This window comes from Pseudomonas neuropathica (assembly GCF_015461835.1).
Taxonomy (GTDB): Bacteria; Pseudomonadota; Gammaproteobacteria; order Pseudomonadales; family Pseudomonadaceae; genus Aquipseudomonas; species Aquipseudomonas neuropathica.
In genome coordinates, this window is record NZ_JACOPX010000001.1 from 121501 (window position 1) to 140399 (window position 18899).

At 57.6% G+C, this 18899-nt stretch carries 22 protein-coding genes; 12 read left to right on the forward strand and 10 right to left on the reverse strand.

Annotation, left to right across the window (positions count from 1 at the left end; translation table 11 throughout):
- Positions 1–88: 88 nt before the first annotated feature.
- Positions 89–970, forward strand: coding sequence for an EamA family transporter RarD (gene rarD / locus H8F23_RS00480; RefSeq protein ID WP_150692331.1), 882 nt, complete (start codon positions 89–91; stop codon positions 968–970).
- A gap of 177 nt (positions 971–1147) precedes the next feature.
- On the opposite strand, the gene hppD is transcribed toward rarD, so the two are convergent.
- Together hppD and H8F23_RS00490 are read right to left on the reverse strand one after the other, a co-directional pair.
- Positions 1148–2224 (reverse strand): 4-hydroxyphenylpyruvate dioxygenase, encoded by a 1077-nt coding sequence (gene hppD, locus H8F23_RS00485; protein WP_194933029.1) that lies wholly within the window; start codon positions 2222–2224, stop codon positions 1148–1150.
- 245 nt (positions 2225–2469) lie between these two features.
- Positions 2470–3417, reverse strand: a complete 948-nt coding sequence (locus H8F23_RS00490; protein WP_194933030.1) for a DMT family transporter — start codon at positions 3415–3417, stop codon at positions 2470–2472.
- A 78-nt stretch (positions 3418–3495) separates the two neighbouring features.
- Between H8F23_RS00490 and H8F23_RS00495 the strand changes: the two genes are divergently transcribed.
- The 3 genes from H8F23_RS00495 (at position 3496) to H8F23_RS00505 (ending at position 6619) form a co-directional block, all read left to right on the forward strand.
- Positions 3496–4365 carry a LysR family transcriptional regulator gene (locus tag H8F23_RS00495; protein ID WP_194933031.1) on the forward strand — a complete coding sequence of 290 codons (870 nt, stop codon included), beginning with the start codon at positions 3496–3498 and terminating at the stop codon, positions 4363–4365.
- A 117-nt stretch (positions 4366–4482) separates the two neighbouring features.
- Positions 4483–6018, forward strand: coding sequence for an EAL domain-containing protein (locus H8F23_RS00500; RefSeq protein WP_194933032.1), 1536 nt, complete (start codon positions 4483–4485; stop codon positions 6016–6018).
- A 235-nt stretch (positions 6019–6253) separates the two neighbouring features.
- Positions 6254–6619, forward strand: coding sequence for a histone-like nucleoid-structuring protein, MvaT/MvaU family (locus H8F23_RS00505; protein ID WP_093431101.1), 366 nt, complete (start codon positions 6254–6256; stop codon positions 6617–6619).
- Between the two features lie 220 nt (positions 6620–6839).
- Here the strand turns inward: H8F23_RS00505 and H8F23_RS00510 are convergent, their stop codons facing one another.
- On the reverse strand, positions 6840–7358 hold the full coding sequence (locus H8F23_RS00510) for a DUF4946 domain-containing protein (protein WP_194933033.1): 519 nt from the start codon (positions 7356–7358) through the stop codon (positions 6840–6842).
- 139 nt (positions 7359–7497) lie between these two features.
- Between H8F23_RS00510 and gloA the strand changes: the two genes are divergently transcribed.
- Positions 7498–8019: a lactoylglutathione lyase gene (gene gloA, locus H8F23_RS00515; RefSeq protein ID WP_194933034.1), complete on the forward strand. Its 522-nt coding sequence runs from the start codon at positions 7498–7500 to the stop codon at positions 8017–8019.
- A gap of 253 nt (positions 8020–8272) precedes the next feature.
- Here gloA and ahpF read toward each other — a convergent pair whose 3' ends face one another.
- The 3 genes from ahpF to H8F23_RS00530 form a co-directional block, all read right to left on the reverse strand.
- Positions 8273–9835, reverse strand: coding sequence for an alkyl hydroperoxide reductase subunit F (gene ahpF / locus H8F23_RS00520; protein ID WP_194933035.1), 1563 nt, complete (start codon positions 9833–9835; stop codon positions 8273–8275).
- A gap of 124 nt (positions 9836–9959) precedes the next feature.
- Complete coding sequence (gene ahpC, locus H8F23_RS00525; RefSeq protein ID WP_034154256.1) at positions 9960–10523, reverse strand: alkyl hydroperoxide reductase subunit C; 564 nt, start codon at positions 10521–10523, stop codon at positions 9960–9962.
- Positions 10524–10659: 136 nt separating this feature from the next.
- Positions 10660–11598: a site-specific integrase gene (locus H8F23_RS00530; protein ID WP_194933036.1), complete on the reverse strand. Its 939-nt coding sequence runs from the start codon at positions 11596–11598 to the stop codon at positions 10660–10662.
- A 177-nt stretch (positions 11599–11775) separates the two neighbouring features.
- On the opposite strand from H8F23_RS00530, the gene H8F23_RS00535 reads away from it, so the two are divergent.
- On the forward strand, positions 11776–12792 hold the full coding sequence (locus tag H8F23_RS00535; RefSeq protein WP_194933037.1) for a DNA-binding protein: 1017 nt from the start codon (positions 11776–11778) through the stop codon (positions 12790–12792).
- Here H8F23_RS00535 and gorA read toward each other — a convergent pair.
- Positions 12789–14147, reverse strand: coding sequence for a glutathione-disulfide reductase (gene gorA, locus H8F23_RS00540; RefSeq protein WP_194933038.1), 1359 nt, complete (start codon positions 14145–14147; stop codon positions 12789–12791). The genes H8F23_RS00535 and gorA overlap by 4 nt on opposite strands.
- 128 nt (positions 14148–14275) lie before the next feature.
- Positions 14276–15115 carry a UTP--glucose-1-phosphate uridylyltransferase GalU gene (gene galU / locus H8F23_RS00545; protein WP_007912230.1) on the reverse strand — a complete coding sequence of 280 codons (840 nt, stop codon included), beginning with the start codon at positions 15113–15115 and terminating at the stop codon, positions 14276–14278.
- A 258-nt stretch (positions 15116–15373) separates the two neighbouring features.
- Between galU and H8F23_RS00550 the strand changes: the two genes are divergently transcribed.
- Both H8F23_RS00550 and H8F23_RS00555 read left to right on the forward strand, forming a co-directional pair.
- Entirely contained in the window at positions 15374–15559 is a 186-nt protein-coding gene (locus H8F23_RS00550) for a hypothetical protein (protein WP_090283267.1), read from the forward strand.
- Between the two features lie 136 nt (positions 15560–15695).
- Positions 15696–15983, forward strand: a complete 288-nt coding sequence (locus H8F23_RS00555; RefSeq protein WP_093431076.1) for a hypothetical protein — start codon at positions 15696–15698, stop codon at positions 15981–15983.
- A 3-nt stretch (positions 15984–15986) separates the two neighbouring features.
- On the opposite strand, the gene H8F23_RS00560 is transcribed toward H8F23_RS00555, so the two are convergent.
- Positions 15987–16217: a hypothetical protein gene (locus H8F23_RS00560; RefSeq protein ID WP_008082673.1), complete on the reverse strand. Its 231-nt coding sequence runs from the start codon at positions 16215–16217 to the stop codon at positions 15987–15989.
- Positions 16218–16288: 71 nt separating this feature from the next.
- A complete protein-coding gene (locus H8F23_RS00565) occupies positions 16289–16645 on the reverse strand; it encodes a hypothetical protein (RefSeq protein WP_093431070.1) in 357 nt (118 codons plus the stop codon).
- 210 nt (positions 16646–16855) lie between these two features.
- On the opposite strand from H8F23_RS00565, the gene H8F23_RS00570 reads away from it, so the two are divergent.
- From H8F23_RS00570 to alkB, 4 genes are all read left to right on the forward strand, one after another.
- Positions 16856–17158, forward strand: a complete 303-nt coding sequence (locus tag H8F23_RS00570) for a DUF1883 domain-containing protein (protein WP_007912251.1) — start codon at positions 16856–16858, stop codon at positions 17156–17158.
- A 28-nt stretch (positions 17159–17186) separates the two neighbouring features.
- On the forward strand, positions 17187–17363 hold the full coding sequence (locus tag H8F23_RS00575) for a hypothetical protein (RefSeq protein WP_194933039.1): 177 nt from the start codon (positions 17187–17189) through the stop codon (positions 17361–17363).
- A gap of 93 nt (positions 17364–17456) precedes the next feature.
- Positions 17457–18167 carry a 2OG-Fe(II) oxygenase gene (locus H8F23_RS00580; protein ID WP_194933040.1) on the forward strand — a complete coding sequence of 237 codons (711 nt, stop codon included), beginning with the start codon at positions 17457–17459 and terminating at the stop codon, positions 18165–18167.
- 5 nt (positions 18168–18172) lie between these two features.
- The gene (gene alkB / locus H8F23_RS00585) at positions 18173–18838 is read left to right on the forward strand and encodes a DNA oxidative demethylase AlkB (protein ID WP_194933041.1); all 666 of its coding nucleotides are present in this window, start codon (positions 18173–18175) and stop codon (positions 18836–18838) included.
- Positions 18839–18899: the final 61 nt, after the last annotated feature.

The following is an 18899-nucleotide window of genomic DNA, read 5'->3' on the forward strand; positions in this document are numbered from 1 at the left end:
GTGGGGAATATTGATCACCCGGCCAATATTCAGCACAAAAACCACGTATCCTTCGCGCCCCGTTTGACCACCAACCCGCGAGGACAGTTTGTCTAAAGGTATCGCTCTATCGGTTTCAGCCTCAGTGCTGTTTGCCGTCATGTATTACTACACTTCGTTGCTCACGCCGTTGAGTGGCGTGGAAATCTTTGGCTGGCGAATGCTGCTGACCGTTCCGTGCATGACCGTGTTCATGCTGGTGTCCGGGGAATGGCGGCGGGTGCTGGAGCTGGTTCGGTTGATGGCGGCAAAACCGAAATTGATTGCTGGCCTGATCGTTTCGGCGGCCCTGCTCGGTGTGCAACTGTGGCTGTTCATGTGGGCGCCGCTCAACGGCTACAGCCTCGACGTCTCGCTAGGCTATTTCCTGCTGCCGCTGGCGATGGTGCTGACCGGGCGGATTGCCTACGGCGAGAGCCTGTCGTACCTGCAAAAAATCGCCGTGTTTTTCGCCAGCCTGGGCGTGCTCAATGAGCTGTATCAGGTCGGCGGGTTTTCCTGGGCGACACTGGTGGTCGTGGTTGGCTACCCGCTGTACTTCGTGCTGCGCAAATACCTGAAGACTGACAACCTTGGCGGATTGTGGGTCGACATGACCCTGATGTTGCCGGTCGCGTACTGGTTCGTGCAGGGTGGCGAGCAAGGCATGGCCGTGTTCGATCAATATCCGGGGCTGATGTGGCTGATTCCGTTGCTTGGATTGATCAGCGCGTCGGCGTTGGTGGTGTACATCATTGCCAGCCGTTTGCTGCCGTTCAGTCTGTTTGGCTTGTTGAGTTATGTTGAGCCGGTGCTGTTACTCGGCGTGGCGCTGTTGCTCGGTGAGAGCATCAAGTCCGGGGAATGGCTGACGTACATTCCGATCTGGCTGGCGGTTGTGGTGCTGGTCTTCGAAGGCTTCAAACACCTGATGCGCCAGCGCCGCCCCTGACTGCAACTACAAAAATGTGGGAGCGAGCCTGCTCGCGAATGCAATCTTTCATTCAACACCGTTGCTGATTGAACGGACGTATTCGCGAGCAGGCTCGCTCCCACAGGTTTTGTATGAAGCAAAAAAATCCCGGCACTGCATCTCTGCAGGCCGGGATTTTTTCATTTCAGTGGCCGATTACTCGGTAGCGAGTACACCGCGACGCACCTGATCACGCTCGATCGACTCGAACAGGGCCTTGAAGTTGCCTTCGCCGAAACCATCGTCGCCTTTGCGCTGGATGAATTCGAAGAACACCGGCCCCATCAGGGTTTCCGAGAAGATCTGCAGGAGCAGGCGCTTGTCGCCTTGCTCCGAGGCGCCGTCGAGCAGGATGCCGCGCGATTGCAGCTGATCAACCGGCTCGCCGTGGTTTGGCAGGCGACCTTCGAGCATTTCGTAGTAAGTATCTGGCGGCGCGGTCATGAAACGCATGCCGATCTTCTTCAACTGATCCCAGGTCCTGATCAGGTCATCGGTGAGGAACGCAACGTGCTGGATGCCCTCACCGTTGAACTGCATCAGGAACTCTTCGATCTGGCCAGCGCCCTTGGACGATTCTTCGTTCAACGGGATGCGGATCATGCCGTCCGGTGCGGTCATCGCTTTCGAGGTCAGGCCGGTGTACTCGCCCTTGATGTCGAAGTAACGGATCTCGCGGAAGTTGAACAGCTTCTCGTAGAAGTTCGCCCAGTAGGCCATGCGACCGCGATAGACGTTGTGGGTCAGGTGGTCGATGATCTTCAGGCCGGCACCGACCGGGTTGCGATCAACACCTTCGATAAACACGAAGTCGATGTCATAGATCGAGCTGCCTTCGCCGAAACGGTCGATCAGGTACAGCGGCGCGCCGCCAATGCCTTTGATCGCCGGCAGGTTCAGCTCCATCGGACCGGTTTCGATATGAATCGGCTGAGCGCCGAGTTCCAGTGCGCGGTTGTAGGCCTTTTGCGAATCCTTGACGCGGAACGCCATGCCGCACACGGATGGGCCGTGTTCGGCGGCGAAGTACGAAGCGACGCTGTTAGGTTCGTTGTTGAGGATCAGGTTGATCGCGCCCTGACGGTACAGGTGCACGTTCTTGGAGCGGTGGGTCGCAACTTTGGTGAAGCCCATGATCTCGAAGATCGGCTCCAGGGTGCCAGGCACCGGCGATGCGAGCTCGATGAATTCAAAGCCCATCAGGCCCATTGGGTTTTCGTATAAATCTGCCATGGTGGCGCCTCATCATTTCTTATCAATTAACCAGGGTTATTTGTCAGTCATGCGAGGTCGGTGGGTGGCGCGCAGGAGATGCCACGCACACTGCGGGCGAGGAAGTCACCGTAGATCAGTTGAAACCCGAATATCTTCATTGTCGACCCAAGGCTCTTGCGGGCGAGGCTTCTGCTGCCAGAAGACGATTATTATTGTATGCGTAACCCGATTCTACACAGCGTAAATAGGCTTGTCTGCTCTCTCTATAAAATCCGCTTTTTTGCGCCCGCTGCAAGGGGTTTGTTGCACAGGTAGATGCCGCCCAGGATCAGCGCACCACCGAGGCACATGGCCGGCGTCAGTTGTTCGCCCAACAGCAACGCGCCAAGGATGACTGCCGTCAGCGGGTTGAGCGCGATAAACACGCCGCTGCGCGTCGCGCCGATTTTACGCAGGCCATTGTAGTAGCCGATGTAGGCCAGGGCCGAGCCGAAGACGCCGAGGTAGATCAGACTCAGCCATTGCGGCAGGCCGAGGTTATTCAGCGCCTGCCAGCTCACCTCGCCGCGTACAACCGCGACAATCCACAACATGACCGTGCCGATCAGGATCGAGAACGTCACGGTCTGCACCGGCCCCAGCGTCTGATTCAATTCACGGGAAAACAACGAATAAACACCCCAGCCCAGCACACAGCCGAGAATCAACAAATCACCGATCCATGCATCAGGCGTTGCAGCCAGCAACTGCGGATTGCGACTGACGATCACCAGACCGGCGCCGACAATGCAGGTGGCGATGCCGGCGACTTTCATCCGGCCCAGGCGTTCTTTGAACAACCACCACGAGGCGAGACCGATCACCGCCGGGTTCAACGCGACAATCAACGAGGCGCGCGATGCATTGATGTATTGCAGGCCGTAAAAGAAGCACAGGTTGTAGAAGAAAATCCCGAAGAATCCCAACAGCATCAGTTGCAACCACTGCCGTGGGGCCGGCCGCGCCAAGGGGATCCGCGCCAGCCACAAGAAACCGAGCAACGCCGCACTGGCCAGGCAGAAACGCAGGCTGGCCGCGAACATCGGACTCAGGCTGCCGGCCAGAAAGCGTCCGGCGACGAAGGTCCCGCCCCAGATCATGGTGACCACCGCCAGAGTCAGGTAAACGGGTATGTCGGATGATGTTGTGTGCAGTTGTTCGACGTTGCGCATGACGCTCCAGACCCGGGAATGTGAGGAATGCCGTATCATTCACCTCATTCCCCGTCATCGTAAAATGAGCAAATACTCATGACCCTCACCCAACTGGAAATCTTCTCGCTGGTCGCCGAACTGCGCGGTTTCACCCTCGCGGCACATCGGCTGGGGATTTCACAGTCGGCGGTGTCCCACGCGATGAAGGCGCTGGAGCAGGAACTGGGGGTCGAGCTGCTGCGTCGGCATCAATCGTCAGTGGAGCTCAGCGACATCGGCGAGCAACTGTTGCTGCGCGCCCGCGCCATGCTCGGTCTGGCCAACACCTTGCGTCAGGAAGCCGCCGATGCGCGCGGTATGAAAAGCGGCACCTTGCGCATCGGCTCGTTCGGGCCAACTTCGTCGATCAAACTGTTGCCCAATATTTTGCGGCGTTATCGAGAGGCGCATCCGGGCATCGAGGTGCATATCGATGAAGGCCCGGACCGTCAAGTGACTCAATGGCTGGAAGAGCGCCGGATCGACATCGGTTTCGTGGTGCTGCCCGAAGAGCGCTTCGACACGTTCGCTTTGATCGAAGATCAGATGGTTGCCCTGCTCCCAGTGGATCATCCCCTGGCAGCCCGCTCCGGATTGAGCCTCAAGGAATTGTGCGACGCCCCATTCGTGCTGACCGAGGCCGGTTCTTCGGAACTGGTCTCGCGGTTGTTCATGGCCGCGCGTTTGCAACCGAACATTCGCTATCGCTGCTCGCAACTGCTCAGCACCCTCGACACAGTCAGCCGTGGCGATGCCATCACGATTGTCGCCGAAGGGTCATTGTCGGACGATGCCTCACCTCGCTACGTGAAGAAGCCATTGCTGCCCGTTGTACAGCGTCAGATCGGGCTTGCCGTCCTCGATCAGCGCCAGTCGTCCCCTGCCACCCTGGCCTTTATCGAGTTGGCGACGCGGATGAAGTACTGATAAGCGGCGCAAGCGCCTTCCGCCTTCTATTCTCCCCTCTGGCTGATGTGTTTTTCAGCGGCGCGCCGTTCCCGGCCTGCATTCGAAAGTCCCACTCCACCGCGACAGGATGCGCCCATGCCGTTGACCGTCAGACCCCGCCGCAAGCGCAGCACCCGCATGGTTTTCACACTGCTCAGCGGTTTGCTTCCAGTGCTGCTGGGCAGCGCGATTCTTTATATCCAGGCCGAACGCACGCTGGAGCAAGGTTCACGTCAGACTGCCGAAGAGGCGTTGCGCCAATTCGAGTTGATGCTCGACAACACCGCCCAGGCCGCCCATGAATTGCTGCCACTGGCCGGCCAGACGTGTGAGAACGTCAAACTCGCCTTGCGCGAGCAAGTGACCCGCCGCCCGTTCGTGCGCTCGACCAATCTGGTGTGGGACGACAACCTCTATTGCAGCTCGTTGTTTGGCGACTATAAAGAAGCCGTCAACGCCGGCGACTACAACCAGGGCAAGTTGTGGTTGATGAATGGCAACCCGGTGACACCCAACACCGCTCTGTTGGTCTATCGGCTCAGCGAGGGTCGCGGCGGCGCACTGACGACACTCGACGGCTACCATCTAAGCAACATGTTGCGTCTGATCGGCCGGCACATGTTGCTGGTGCTGCAAGTGGGCGACAACTGGCTGTCGGCCGACGGCAAAGTACACACTGGCGCCCTCCCCGCGTTGCCAATAGCACAACACACACTGGATTCTTCGCGTTATGCGTTCAGCGTTTCTGCGGGGTTTCCCGAGGGCGAAATCTGGCGCTACATGGCCGATGAGTATCCGCCGCTGTTCAGTCTGTTGATCTTTTTTGGCGTGGTGTCGGGGGCCATCGGTCATGTCTTGCAGAGGCGCTCTACGTCTCCGAGCCATGAGATGCTTCGGGCGCTCGAGGCCGGCGAGTTCATTCCTTACTTTCAGCCCGTGGTGCATGGCGACAGCAAGGCATGGTCGGGGGCCGAAGTATTGATGCGCTGGACTCACCCCAAAGAGGGTTTGGTGCGTCCGGATCTGTTTATTCCGTTTGCCGAACATTCGGGTCTGATCGTGCCGATGACTCGCGCACTTATGCAACAAACCGCGGCGCTGCTGGGGCCGTTGTCAGCAACGTTCACCCCGCCGTTTCATATCGGCATCAATATCACCGCCAGCCACTGCAAGGATCTGGAACTGGTAGCGGACTGCCGCACGTTCCTCGCCGCGTTCGCCGCCGACAGCATCAACCTGGTGCTGGAGTTGACCGAGCGCGAATTGATCGAGCCGACCGACATCACTCGCCAGCTGTTCGAGCAACTGCACGCGCTGGGCGTGAAGATCGCGATTGACGACTTCGGCACCGGCCACTCAAGCCTGGGCTACTTGCGCAAATTCAATGTGGATTTCCTCAAGATCGATCAGAGTTTCGTCGCCATGATCGGTGTCGATGCGTTGTCCCGACACATTCTCGATACCATTATCGACCTGTCGGCCAAGCTTGATCTGGGTATTGTTGCCGAAGGTGTCGAAACTCAGGCGCAAGCCGATTATCTGACCGCACATCACGTCAACTTCCTGCAAGGGTATCTGTTCGGCAAACCGATGCCGGCTGCGGAATTCATCAGCGCGTTAACTCACCATTAACTAAGCCGGATTAAGACGAGCGTACCGACCAAGCGCACCAAATTGATACAAAAGACCGCTGTTGTTACATGAGGACAACATCAGGATTTACTCTTGGCGCATTAACTACTACAATTTTTTCAACCTGAGCAAGATTGGCAGGGGAGCCATTTATCACCGAGTCGCTTCAAGGCTCTTGGCTTATTAGCTTTGTTTGCGGTTGGTATCAGCCAAACACACTATTGGAGTAAAGATATTGTCCAGACTCGCTGAATTTCGTGCAGCTGAAAAGGCCCTTCAGGAACAGCTCAAACAGCTGGAATCGCTGAAGAACGATGCCGGGCTCAAGAAAGAAATCGAATTCGAAGAAAAGCTCCAGGGGCTGATGAAAACCTACGGCAAAGGCCTGAAGGACATCGTCGCCATCCTCGATCCGAACCCGGCAAAATCCGCTTTGCAGACCTCTGCAGCCCCTAAAACCCGCCGCGCTCGCGTGGTCAAGGTTTATCAGAATCCGCATACCGGTGAACTGATCGAAACCAAGGGCGGCAATCACCGTGGCCTGAAAGCCTGGAAGGAACAATACGGTGCAGCCACCGTTGATTCCTGGTTGCGCGGTTAATCCAACGCCAACAAAAAAGCCCTGCATAACGCAGGGCTTTTTTTGTTGACAATATCTAACAAATGAAATGAATTTCATCGAACAAGTTGCGGGTTTTCTGTAACGTTGCTGAGTCAGAAAGCTAAACATTTTGCGGCGCGATGTTGCGATCAAGGTCGCCATTAAACTTTGTGCTTAATCCGTTCGGGTATCTAACCTTCTCCGTGAAGAGTACAGCGCCTTAAAGTTTCAAGCTGTTTCTCAGCGCCACTATCTCGTCTGCGCTGGCCTTATAAATCTCAGCTTGCCCGGCGTAGGAAAGAACATAAGCCTTGTCCGCCTCGACTGCCGCCACGAGGGTTTGCGACAACACATGCCGACCGTTTTCGGTGATGGTGCAAGTGGTTTCCAGCGCCGGCAAAGTACCCAGCGTCGCCGGATGCACTTTGTTGCAGACACTTTGGTAACCGCCCTGGAAGAAGTCCTTCTGTATCGACTTGCGCATCTCCAGCAGCACGCCCTGCAAATTGACCTGATGCCCTGCTTCGACATGAGTCATGGTCAATTCCATGACCATCACCTGATTGCCATCGGCGTCATTCTTGACCGCGCGCTGACGGGAAACCTTTGCAGCTGCCTCGGGCAGCGCCTCGACTTGCCAACCGGCTGGCCAGGTAATGCCTGGTTCGTCCGCTGACGCGCAGACCGCCACAAGCGACAACACAAAAAAAACAAACACGGATTTGAACAGTCGGATCATTGCCGGACGCACTCGCAGATTGAGCCGTAAAGTCTGAGCCTCGCCCGCACGCAGGGCAAGCCTGCCCTTTCATTTGGCGAGGCCGACAGGCATGCGTATCATTGCGTCCATTCACTCGCCCATAGTTATTGGAGGGCTCATGAGCCTGCACGAACTCAATACGTTCCCCGGCGTCACCGCCACCCCAGACAGCGCAACCCGCAACTTCGTTTTCAACCACACCATGTTGCGCGTCAAAGACATCACTAAATCCCTAGACTTCTACACCCGCGTCCTGGGCTTCACGCTGGTGGAGAAACGCGATTTCCCGGAAGCCGAGTTCAGCCTGTACTTCCTCGCACTGGTCGACAAAGCACAGATCCCGGCCGACGCGGCTGCCCGCACTGAGTGGATGAAGTCGATCCCGGGCATTCTCGAACTGACCCATAACCACGGCACCGAAAACGATGCGGATTTTGCCTATCACAACGGCAATACCGACCCGCGTGGTTTTGGTCATATCTGCATTTCGGTGCCGGATATCGTCGCGGCCTGTGCGCGCTTTGAAGAACTGGGCTGCGACTTCCAGAAGCGCCTGACCGATGGCCGCATGAAGAGCCTGGCCTTCATCAAGGATCCGGATGGTTACTGGGTCGAGATCATTCAGCCTGCGCCGCTGTAAAAGCTGAAAAGCCCCTCACCCTAACCCTCTCCCATAGGGAGAGGGAACTGATTGGGGGAGATTGAAGAATTACACCGACTTGAACGATTGGCGTTGAATCCATAATCGATCAGCTCTTAAAGGCCGACGTATCACTTCAGACTCCTCGGTCGGCTCCCTCTCCCTCGGGAGAGGGCTGGGGTGAGGGGCCGTTTTTACGCGCAATAAAAAAAACCGTGATCGCTCACGGGTTTTTTCATTTCTGGCTGGACGCTTACGCCGGAGCCGAAGTGCGGATCAGGTGATCGAAAGCACTCAGCGAAGCCTTGGCGCCCTCGCCCACCGCGATCACGATCTGTTTGTACGGCACGGTGGTCACGTCGCCGGCAGCGAAGATGCCCGGGATCGACGTTTCACCCCGGTTGTCGACGATGATCTCGCCACGCGGTGACAACTCGATGGTGCCCTTCAGCCAGTCAGTGTTCGGCAACAGACCGATCTGCACGAAGATCCCTTCCAGCTCGACAGTACGCAGCTCGTCGGTGTTGCGATCCTTGTAACGCAGGCCGTTGACCTTCTCGCCATTGCCGGTGACTTCAGTGGTTTGCGCACTGGTGATCACCGTGACGTTCGGCAGGCTGTGCAGTTTGCGCTGCAATACGGCGTCGGCGCGCAGTTGTACGTCGAACTCCAGCAGCGTCACGTGCGAGACAATGCCGGCCAGGTCGATGGCCGCTTCAACGCCGGAGTTACCGCCGCCGATTACTGCCACGCGCTTGCCTTTGAACAGCGGACCGTCACAGTGCGGGCAGTACGCCACGCCTTTGTTGCGGTATTCCTGCTCGCCCGGCACGTTCATTTCACGCCAGCGCGCACCGGTCGCGAGAATTACGCTCTTGGCTTTGAGGGTCGCGCCGCTGGCGAAGCGGACTTCATGCAGCTCGCCGTTCTTGCCCGGAATCAGCTTGTCGGCGCGTTGCAGGTTCATGATGTCGACGTCGTACTGTTTGACGTGTTCTTCCAGCGCCGAGGCCAATTTCGGCCCTTCGGTTTCCTGTACGGAAATGAAGTTCTCGATGGCCATGGTGTCGAGCACCTGGCCGCCGAAACGCTCAGCGGCGACGCCAGTGCGGATACCTTTACGTGCAGCGTAAATCGCTGCCGACGCACCGGCCGGGCCACCACCGACGACCAACACATCAAAGGCCTCTTTGGCGCTGATTTTCTCAGCCTGACGCTCGATGGCACCGGTGTCGAGTTTGGCCAGAATCTCTTCCAGGCCCATGCGGCCCTGACCGAAGTTCTCACCGTTGAGATAGATGCTCGGCACGGCCATGATCTTGCGATCGTTGACTTCGTCCTGGAACAACGCGCCGTCGATGGCGACGTGGCGGATGTTCGGGTTGAGCACGGCCATCAGGTTCAGCGCCTGGACCACGTCCGGGCAGTTCTGGCAGGACAGCGAGAAGTAGGTCTCGAAGCTGAACTGGCCTTTGAGCGAGCGGATCTGCTCGATCACTTCAACACTGGCTTTCGATGGGTGGCCGCCGACTTGCAGCAGGGCCAGCACCAGCGAGGTGAACTCGTGGCCCATCGGGATGCCGGCGAAACGCAGACTGATGTCGGCGCCCGGGCGGTTGATCGAGAACGATGGCTTGCGTGCATCGTCACCGCTGTCGATCAGGGTAATTTGGCTCGAAAGACTGGCAACGTCTTTCAGCAGTTCCAGCATTTCACGGGATTTCGCACCGTCGTCGAGGGAGGCAACGATCTCGATCGGCTGGGTGACCCGTTCCAGGTACGATTTCAACTGGGCTTTAAGATTGGCGTCCAACATACGGGCGATTTCCTTTATTTGAGGCGAAAAAAAGCCCGAGCGAAACTCGCCCGGGCATTTTTATTGGGCGGTGCAGCGTACTTAAGAAGGTGCGGCGTACCGCCCTGCGTTACGTGTCACAGACTTAGATCTTGCCGACCAGGTCCAGGGACGGTGCCAGAGTGGCCTCGCCTTCTTTCCACTTGGCTGGGCAAACTTCGCCTGGGTGAGCAGCAACGTACTGGGCAGCCTTGATCTTGCGCAGCAGCTCGGAAGCGTCACGGCCAACGCCGCCATCGTTCAGTTCAACGATTTTGATCTGGCCTTCAGGGTTGATCACGAAGGTGCCACGGTCAGCCAGGCCAGCTTCTTCGATCAGCACGTCGAAGTTGCGGGAGATGGCGTGGGTCGGGTCGCCGATCATGGTGTATTCGATTTTGCCGATGGCTGGCGAAGTGTTGTGCCAGGCAGCGTGGGCAAAGTGGGTGTCGGTGGAAACGCTGTAGATCTCAACGCCCAGTTTCTGGAAGGCAGCGTAGTTGTCAGCCAGGTCTTCCAGTTCGGTTGGGCAAACGAAGGTGAAGTCGGCTGGGTAGAAGAATACGACCGACCACTTGCCTTTCAGGTCAGCGTCCGAGACTTGAACGAAGTCGCCGTTTTTGAACGCGGTAGCTTTGAACGGTTTTACTTGGCTGTTGATGATAGGCATTGATGACTCTCCGTCAGGGTTGTGAATTCGATGGGTGAATCCTACCCACTCACTCGACGGATGGCTCATTGGCAAACCTGATGCTGCTGATTTGTTTTCGCTATTAGCCGACTGTATTAATAGAAGAAAACGATATCTACGACGAAGCCGGGTTATCCGTAATCCGAGCCATCCCTTGGAATGGGCTGGCTTCAACATAGCGCATCGCCGACTTCATATCCTTCCAGCCGACGTAACTCATCAACGATTTCAGATCCCAGCCACTTTGATGCGCCCACGTGGCAAAGCCTCGGCGCAGGGAGTGGCTGGTGTAGTTTTCGGCGGCAATGCCGGCACGCTGCAACGCCTGGCGCAGCAAAGGAATGATGCTGTTGGCGTGCAGGCCCTCCTCGTGCAGATTGCCCCAGCGGTCGATGCTGCGGAAAACCGGGCCGCGCACCAGCGCCGCCTCGGTGATCCAGTCGATGTAGGCCTGGACCGGACAGAGCTTGAGCAGCGCCGGCGCTTGACAGGTCTGCCCGAGATTTTCCCGATCACCTTTGCTGCGTGGCAAATACAAGGTGATGCCTTTGCCGGCATGCGCCTGCACATGTTCGATTTGCAGGCGGCACAGCTCATCGCTGCGGAAGCCACGCCAGAAGCCCAGCAGAATCAAGGCGCGATCACGATAGGCCTTGAGCAGTGACGGACGATCCTGCTGCTCTTTTGCGGTTTGCGCCTCATGCTCCAACCAGTCGATGACGCGCTGCAAATCCTGCAACTGCAACGGCTCGGCCTGTTTCTCCTGCGCCGGATGCAAAGCCCGAATCCCTTTGAAAACCTTGCGCACCACCGGCGCCTTGGTCGGGTCGGCAAACCCTTGGCTGTTGTGCCACTGCGCCAGCGCCGACAGACGCAGCTTCAGCGTGTTTATCGACAACTCTTCGGCGTGCGCTACCAGATACCGCGCGACGCTGTCGGCCGTCGCCGGCAAGAACCCGCCCCACTTAACTTCGAAATGCTCGATGGCCGCACGATAGCTACGGCGCGTGTTGTCACGGGTGGCGGCTTGCAGATAGCGATCCAGATCGCTCATGGGCTGTTTTCTCGCTGGCGTACTGATGCAGGAATGCAAAGGCGTATTTTGCCGCCTGACACTGGGTAATACCAGTATATCCCGCGTCTTCAATATCAAAGGTTTATCTTTATTTTTGAGATGGTACACTGCGTACTTTAGTGGCATGTACCACAGTACGTAAACGTAGGAGCTCACATGGCCCGTGGCGGCATAACCAAAGCACTGGTGCAGATCGCGCGCACAGCGATCCTCGCCCGTGGCGAACACCCGAGCATCGATGCAGTACGCATTGAAATGGGCAACACCGGCTCGAAAACCACGATCCATCGCTATTTGAAAGAACTGGATGACGGCGCCCAGCCCGTTGAAGCCTCGGCTGAGCCTATCGATGACGAGTTGACCGCCCTCGTCTCCAGGCTCGCCCAACGTCTCAAAGAACAAGCGCAAGAGCCCATCGAGCAAGCCCGCGAGCAGTTTGAGGAGCAGCGCGAAGCACTGGAGTCGGAGCTGAAACAGACGCGTCAGGCACTGGAAAAGCTCGAACACGAGCACGACATTCAAGGCGCTGCACTGGCGCGTGAATCCGAAGCGCTGAACAACACACGCTCGATGCTGCAGACCGAGCAGACCCGCAATGCCGGGCTGAATCAGGCATTGGCCGACTTTGAGTTGCGCTTGCAGGACAAGGACGAGCAGATCCGCTCGCTGGAAGAAAAACACCTGCATGCCCGTGACGCGCTGGAGCACTACCGCAACGCCACCAAAGAGCAGCGCGAGCAGGAACAGAGCCGCCACGAAGCGCAGGTGCAGCAGATTCAGGCCGAATTGCGTCAGGCGCAGCAAAGTGCATTGGTCCGCCAGGACGAGATCACGCAACTGCACCGCGACAACGAACGCCTGCTCACGGAAAACCGTGGCACGCAGCGCGAACTGAGTCTGCTGCAGGATCAGCTCAAGCAGAGCAATCAGCGTCAGGACCAATTGCTCGAGCAAACGACCCGCGTCGACAGCGAACGCACCCTCCTCCAGGAACGCCTGCGCGTGGCCACGCTGGAAAGCCAGACACTCAAGCAGAGCGTCGAGGAACAGACGCTGCTCAACCAGTCACTGGAAAAGGAATTGAACAAGGCTCAGGCAAGCCTGAAAGAAAACCAGCGTCTGGCGGCTGCCGTTGCGGCAGCGCCAGACTCGGCCAAGCCGAAAGACGCTTAAGCGCCGACCGGCGTACGCATGGTGACGAATTCTTCGGCGGCCGTCGGGTGCACCCCGATCGTGTCGTCGAAGTCGCGCTTGGTTGCGCCAGCTTTCAACGCAATTGCCAGGCCCTGGACGATCTCACCAGCGTCCGGGCCGACCATGTGGCAGCCGAGGACTTTGTCAGTCTTGCCGTCGACCACCAGTTTCATCAGGGTTTTTTCCTGGCACTCGGTCAGGGTCAGTTTCATCGGCCGGAACCGGCTTTCGAAAATCACCACGTCGTGGCCAGCCTCGCGCGCTTCTTCTTCGGTCAAACCGACCGTGCCGATGTTCGGCAGGCTGAACACCGCCGTCGGGATCATCTTGTAATCTACCGGACGGTATTGCTCTGGCTTGAACAGACGTCGCGCCACAGCCATACCTTCAGCCAGCGCCACCGGCGTCAGTTGCACACGACCAATGACATCGCCCAGCGCCAGAATCGATGGCTCGCTGGTCTGATACTGCTCGTCGACTTTGATGAAGCCTTTGTCATTGAGCTGCACATCGGTATTTTCCAGGCCCAGATTGTCGAGCATCGGTCGTCGACCCGTGGCGTAGAACACGCAATCCGCTTCCAGCACACGACCATCTTTAAGGGTGGCTTTCAAACTGCCATCGGCCTGCTTGTCGATACGCGCGATGTCGGCATTGAACTGCAGATCGAGGCCACGCTTGGTCAGCTCTTCCTGCAAATGCTTGCGCACCGAACCATCGAAGCCGCGCAGGAACAGATCGCCGCGATACAGCAGCGTGGTGTTCGCGCCCAGGCCGTGGAAGATCCCGGCAAATTCGACCGCGATGTAACCGCCGCCAACCACGAGCACACGCTTTGGCAGCTCCTTGAGGAAGAACGCCTCATTGGAACCGATGGCGTGTTCGCGCCCCGGAATCTCCGGAATCTGCGGCCAGCCGCCGGTGGCGATGAGAATGTTCTTCGCGGTGTAACGCTCACCATTCACTTCAACCTCATGCGGGCCAACGATCTTCGCGTGCGCTTCATGCAAGGTCACGCCGCTGTTGACCAACAGGTTGCGATAGATGCCGTTGAGGCGATTGATCTCGCGATCCTTGTTGGCGATCAGCGTCGCCCAATCGAAATTCGCTTCGCCCAGGCTCCAGCCAAAACCGGACGCCTGCTCAAAGTCTTCGGCGAAATGCGCGCCGTACACCAGCAACTTTTTCGGCACACAGCCGACGTTAACGCAGGTCCCGCCCAGATAACGGCTCTCCGCCACCGCCACTTTCGCACCGAAACCGGCCGCAAACCGCGCAGCGCGCACACCGCCGGAACCGGCACCAATCACATAAAGGTCAAAATCGTAGGCCATTTCTATCTCCTCGGCAGGGGATCAGCATACCTGCAGCCACCCATTGGGCAAGCGCTGCCAATCATATGGGGGCGCAAAATGAAAAAACCCGCCGAAGCGGGTTTTTCTGACAGACAATTCAAGCGCTCTTAGTAAGCCTTGCCAGTCTTGTAGAAGTTCTCGAAGCAGAAGTTGGTTGCTTCGATGTAGCCTTCAGCGCCACCGCAGTCGAAACGCTTGCCTTTGAACTTATAGGCCATGACGCAGCCGTTCTGGGCTTGTTTCATCAGGGCGTCGGTGATCTGGATTTCGCCGCCCTTGCCTGGCTCGGTTTGTTCGATCAGGTCGAAGATGTCCGGAGTCAGGATGTAACGACCGATGATTGCCAGGTTCGACGGCGCGTCTTCCGGCTTTGGCTTCTCGACCATGCTGTGAACGCGGTAGATGTCGTCGCGGATCATCTCGCCGGCAATCACGCCGTACTTGCTGGTTTCCTGTGGATCGACTTCCTGGATGGCGATGATCGAGCAGCGGAACTGCTTGTACAGTTTGACCATCTGGGTCAGCACGCCGTCGCCTTCGAGGTTGACGCACAGGTCGTCCGCCAGGACCACGGCGAATGGTTCGTCACCGATCAGCGGGCGACCGGTCAGGATCGCGTGGCCCAGACCTTTCATTTCAGTCTGACGGGTGTAGGAGAACGAGCACTCGTCGAGCAGTTTGCGGATACCGACCAGGTATTTCTCTTTGTCGGTGCCTTTGATCTGGTTTTCCAACTCGTAGCTGATGTCGAAGTGGTCTTCCAGAGCACGCTTGCCACGACCGGTCACGATGGAGATTTCCGTCAGGCCAGCGTCCAGAGCTTCTTCAACGCCGTACTGGATCAGTGGCTTGTTTACCACCGGCAGCATTTCTTTAGGCATGGCTTTAGTCGCTGGCAGGAAGCGAGTACCGTAACCGGCTGCTGGGAACAAGCATTTCTTGATCATATAAGTCCTTGAAAGGGCTGTGTGTACGAGTTTCGGCGCAGTCTAATCAGGCGGCGTGCACCTTACAATGCCCCGCACTGGCTAACCGATGCCAACATAGAGAAATATTCTCGCCGATAGTTCCATCGACATCCTGGCGCAGCCAGATCAGCGTAGCTCAAAGCAGCCGAGAAACTGAATCACCATACGCTCATCGCCCCCCAATGCGAGCATTTGCCGGTATCATGGCGCCTTTGAACCAGCGAACGAGACAGATAGATGGCCGCGGTAAAAATCGTCAACGGGTATGTGATCGACAAGAAAGACGGCAAGTGGACGCTGACCACGACCAATGGCGAGCACATCGCCGGGCCTTTCGACAGCGAACAAATGGCGACCGATGTAGCGGCAGTGTTCACCGACACTCCGGCATCGGCCAAGCGCCGTGGCAAAGATCAGGACTGATCGACTGCGACGCCCCAAGCCCTGCCCTTGCGCAGGGCTTTTTTGTGCCCACCTACAAACAAGTGGCCAAACGCTATAACCTTTTCACACCGGCGCTGTCAGAGCGTCTAGTCCCTCCTCGCTGAAGACCACAAACATGAATCTGAAAAAATGGCTGCCCCTGATTGCGGTATTGGCACTGGCCGGTTGCGCCACCTCCCAACCCACATACCTGAACAATGGTGAACAGGGGCTGTCGATCGATTGCTCCGGTGAAGCGAATTCCTGGGCGACCTGCTATGAAAAAGCCGATGCCTCCTGCGCGGGCACTGGCTACCGAATCGTTGGCACCGACGGCACACCCCAGCCCAAGGAAAGCGACAAAACCCTGGGCGTTGATGTCGGCAACTACAAGAACCGCAGCGTTGTCGTGGTCTGCAAATAGACCTTACATATGAATTTCGGCGAACTTGATCCCGAGTCCACGAACGACTTCGATCAGATCGTCGAGACGGTTGAAGGATTCGACTTCGTCGTTATCGTCGACCAGAAAGTAGCTGCGCCCGGCGCTCTTCTTGAAAAACACGATCCATTCACCCGGATTCGCCGGGTTCTGGATGACATGGGTGGCAGAGATCAGGCCCTCTACGTGGCGCTCCCGTACTTGCTCTCGCTTCATCGCGACTCCAGAAATGAAAATGCCGTCACAGCATGACTGCGACGGCATCGGTGCTGATGACGGTCAGTCTATCAGCCGGAAATACACGCATTGGCGGCCTTTTGCACGTCACGCGGGCGAACCGGCACATTCGACATGCGCTCATGCAACTTGATGCTGCTGCCACCGGAGCGATCTTCGATATCAAACACCGCGGCTGCACCCGTGGAAAGTTTCCCCGGCACGATGACCCGAACCCCGTCCTTGTGCGGCTGCACTTGCAGCGCGCCGCGGCTGTCTGCCAGTTTATCGGCCAGACACTGGGCATATTCATGGGGTTTCTTGCCGGAGATCACGCTCATGGTCGGCAGCGTTTCATTGATTTCGGAAACACTCGCACAACCACCCACAGCCAGAATCAACGGCAGACACACCACACCCCACTTCATACAAAACCTCCGTTAAAGACCGTCCGACAGCACAAATGCCGTTTTTCTCCGGGGCCTTCTGCATTTAACCCGCATCCGATTGCGAATATCTGTTCAAAATTGTCAAACCAACGCCCGACGGCCAGATAATAACCCGTGCGGGCTGATAAACTGCGCCAATCGACAAGCTATCGTTTTGATTTTGTAGAAAAAGCCCTTCTGGAGGCGCCCATGAAATTCATTCACCAGCGCGAACACCTCAACGAAGACGACATCGTCGTCATCCAATGCTCGCAAATGTGCAACATCCGTCTGATGAACGACGCCAATTTCCGCAGCTTCAAGAACGGCGGCCGTCACACCTATCACGGCGGCGCCTTCGACACCTTCCCGGCCCGTATCACCGCGCCGAGCACCGGTTTCTGGAACATCACCATCGACACCGTCAACCGCCGCGCGATCAGCGTTACCCGCAAGCCGACTTTGACTCACTCGATCAAGATCATCCGTCGCTCCAGCACTAAACTCAGCTGAGACACGTCGCTCAACCAGAAAGGAATGCATGACCGTGGCCCAAACGACCAAATACGTCATCAAGTACAAACTCAACGGTGAACGCCGCTTCGAGTTCGCGCAACTGGAAAACGGCACTGAAGAAGAAGCCAAGGCTGCTCTGGATGCCCTTCACGGCCAGAGCGACGACGTGATCAGCGACATCGCCGTCAGCAAAGCGCTGTAAGCATCGACAGGAATTCGACCGCAAGCGGCGGAGTGTTCTGCCGCTACGTCCTGCCTAGACTGACTTTCTTCGACCAAGCGTCAAGGAGTCAGTATGTCGATGTCACCCTCGCGTCTGGATTCGCTCGACTGGGCAAGCATTGCGCAGCAACTGGATCAGGACGGCTACGCGATCATCCGTTCGCTGCTGCTGGCCAACACCTGCGATCACCTGAGTGCGCTGTATCCACAGACCGAACCGTTTCGATCGCAGGTCATCATGGCCCGCCACGGTTTCGGTCGCGGCGAGTACAAATACTTTCGATATCCCCTGCCGACACCGGTAGAACGCCTTCGCTGCGCCTTGTATCCGCGCCTGGTCCCCTTGGCCAATCGCTGGTACGAACGCATGCACCTGCCCGAGCGTTTTCCGGCGAGCCACGCCGAGTTTCTTCAGCGTTGCCATGCCGCCGGTCAACGACGCCCTACCCCTCTTCTGTTGCAGTACGGCCCGCAGGACTACAACTGCCTGCATCAGGACCTGTACGGCGAATCGGTTTTTCCGCTGCAAGTGGCGATTCTTCTGTCAGCACCCGGGCAAGACTTCAGCGGTGGAGAGTTCGTTCTCACCGAGCAGCGCCCGCGCATGCAATCTCGCCCGCACGTGCTGGACCTGACGAAAGGTGATGCGCTGATTTTTGCCGTCAACCAGCGCCCGGTCAGAGGCGTGCGCGGCGACTATCGGGTGACCATGCGCCACGGTGTCAGTCGCCTGCACAGTGGAAAAAGGCATACCCTAGGCATCATCTTTCACGACGCAACCTGATGGCCATGTCCTCAACAACTCTCGACCTGTTCGCTGACCACGAACCCGAACAACAAGCCCGAGCCGAACAGATTGGCGAACAATCCTGGCTATTGCGCGGCTTCGCCCTGCCGATTGTCAATCAATTGCTGCCGGCACTGGACGCCGTTCTTGCAGCGGCCCCCTTGCGCCACATGGTCACACCGGGCGGTTTCAGCATGTCAGTCGGCACCAGCAGTTGCGGTGAGTGGGGCTGGATCACTGATCGCAGCGGCTATCGTTATTCGGGTGTCGACCCGCTCAACGGGCTGCCTTGGCCGCAGATGCCGAAATCCTTCGCTGCGCTGGCGCATTCGGCAGCCGAGCGAGCTGGTTTTTCTGACTTCAATGCAGATTCCTGCCTGATCAATCGCTATGTCCCCGGCGCAAAAATGTCATTGCATCAGGATAAAGACGAAAAGGACTACGCCGCGCCGATCGTTTCCCTGTCACTCGGATTGCCTGCCATATTTCTGTTCGGCGGTTTTACGCGCAGCGACAAGACCCGGCGAATTCCGCTGCTGCACGGTGACATGGTGGTCTGGGGCGGCGTCGACCGATTGCGCTACCACGGCGTATTGCCAATCAAGCAAAGTCAGCATCCGCGCCTGGGTCAACAGCGGATCAATCTGACGTTTCGGGTTGCTCGCTGAACCCGAAAAATTTGACCGCAAGGCCCGGAGTGTTGTGCCTGGCGAGGCTGGTTAACCTGAA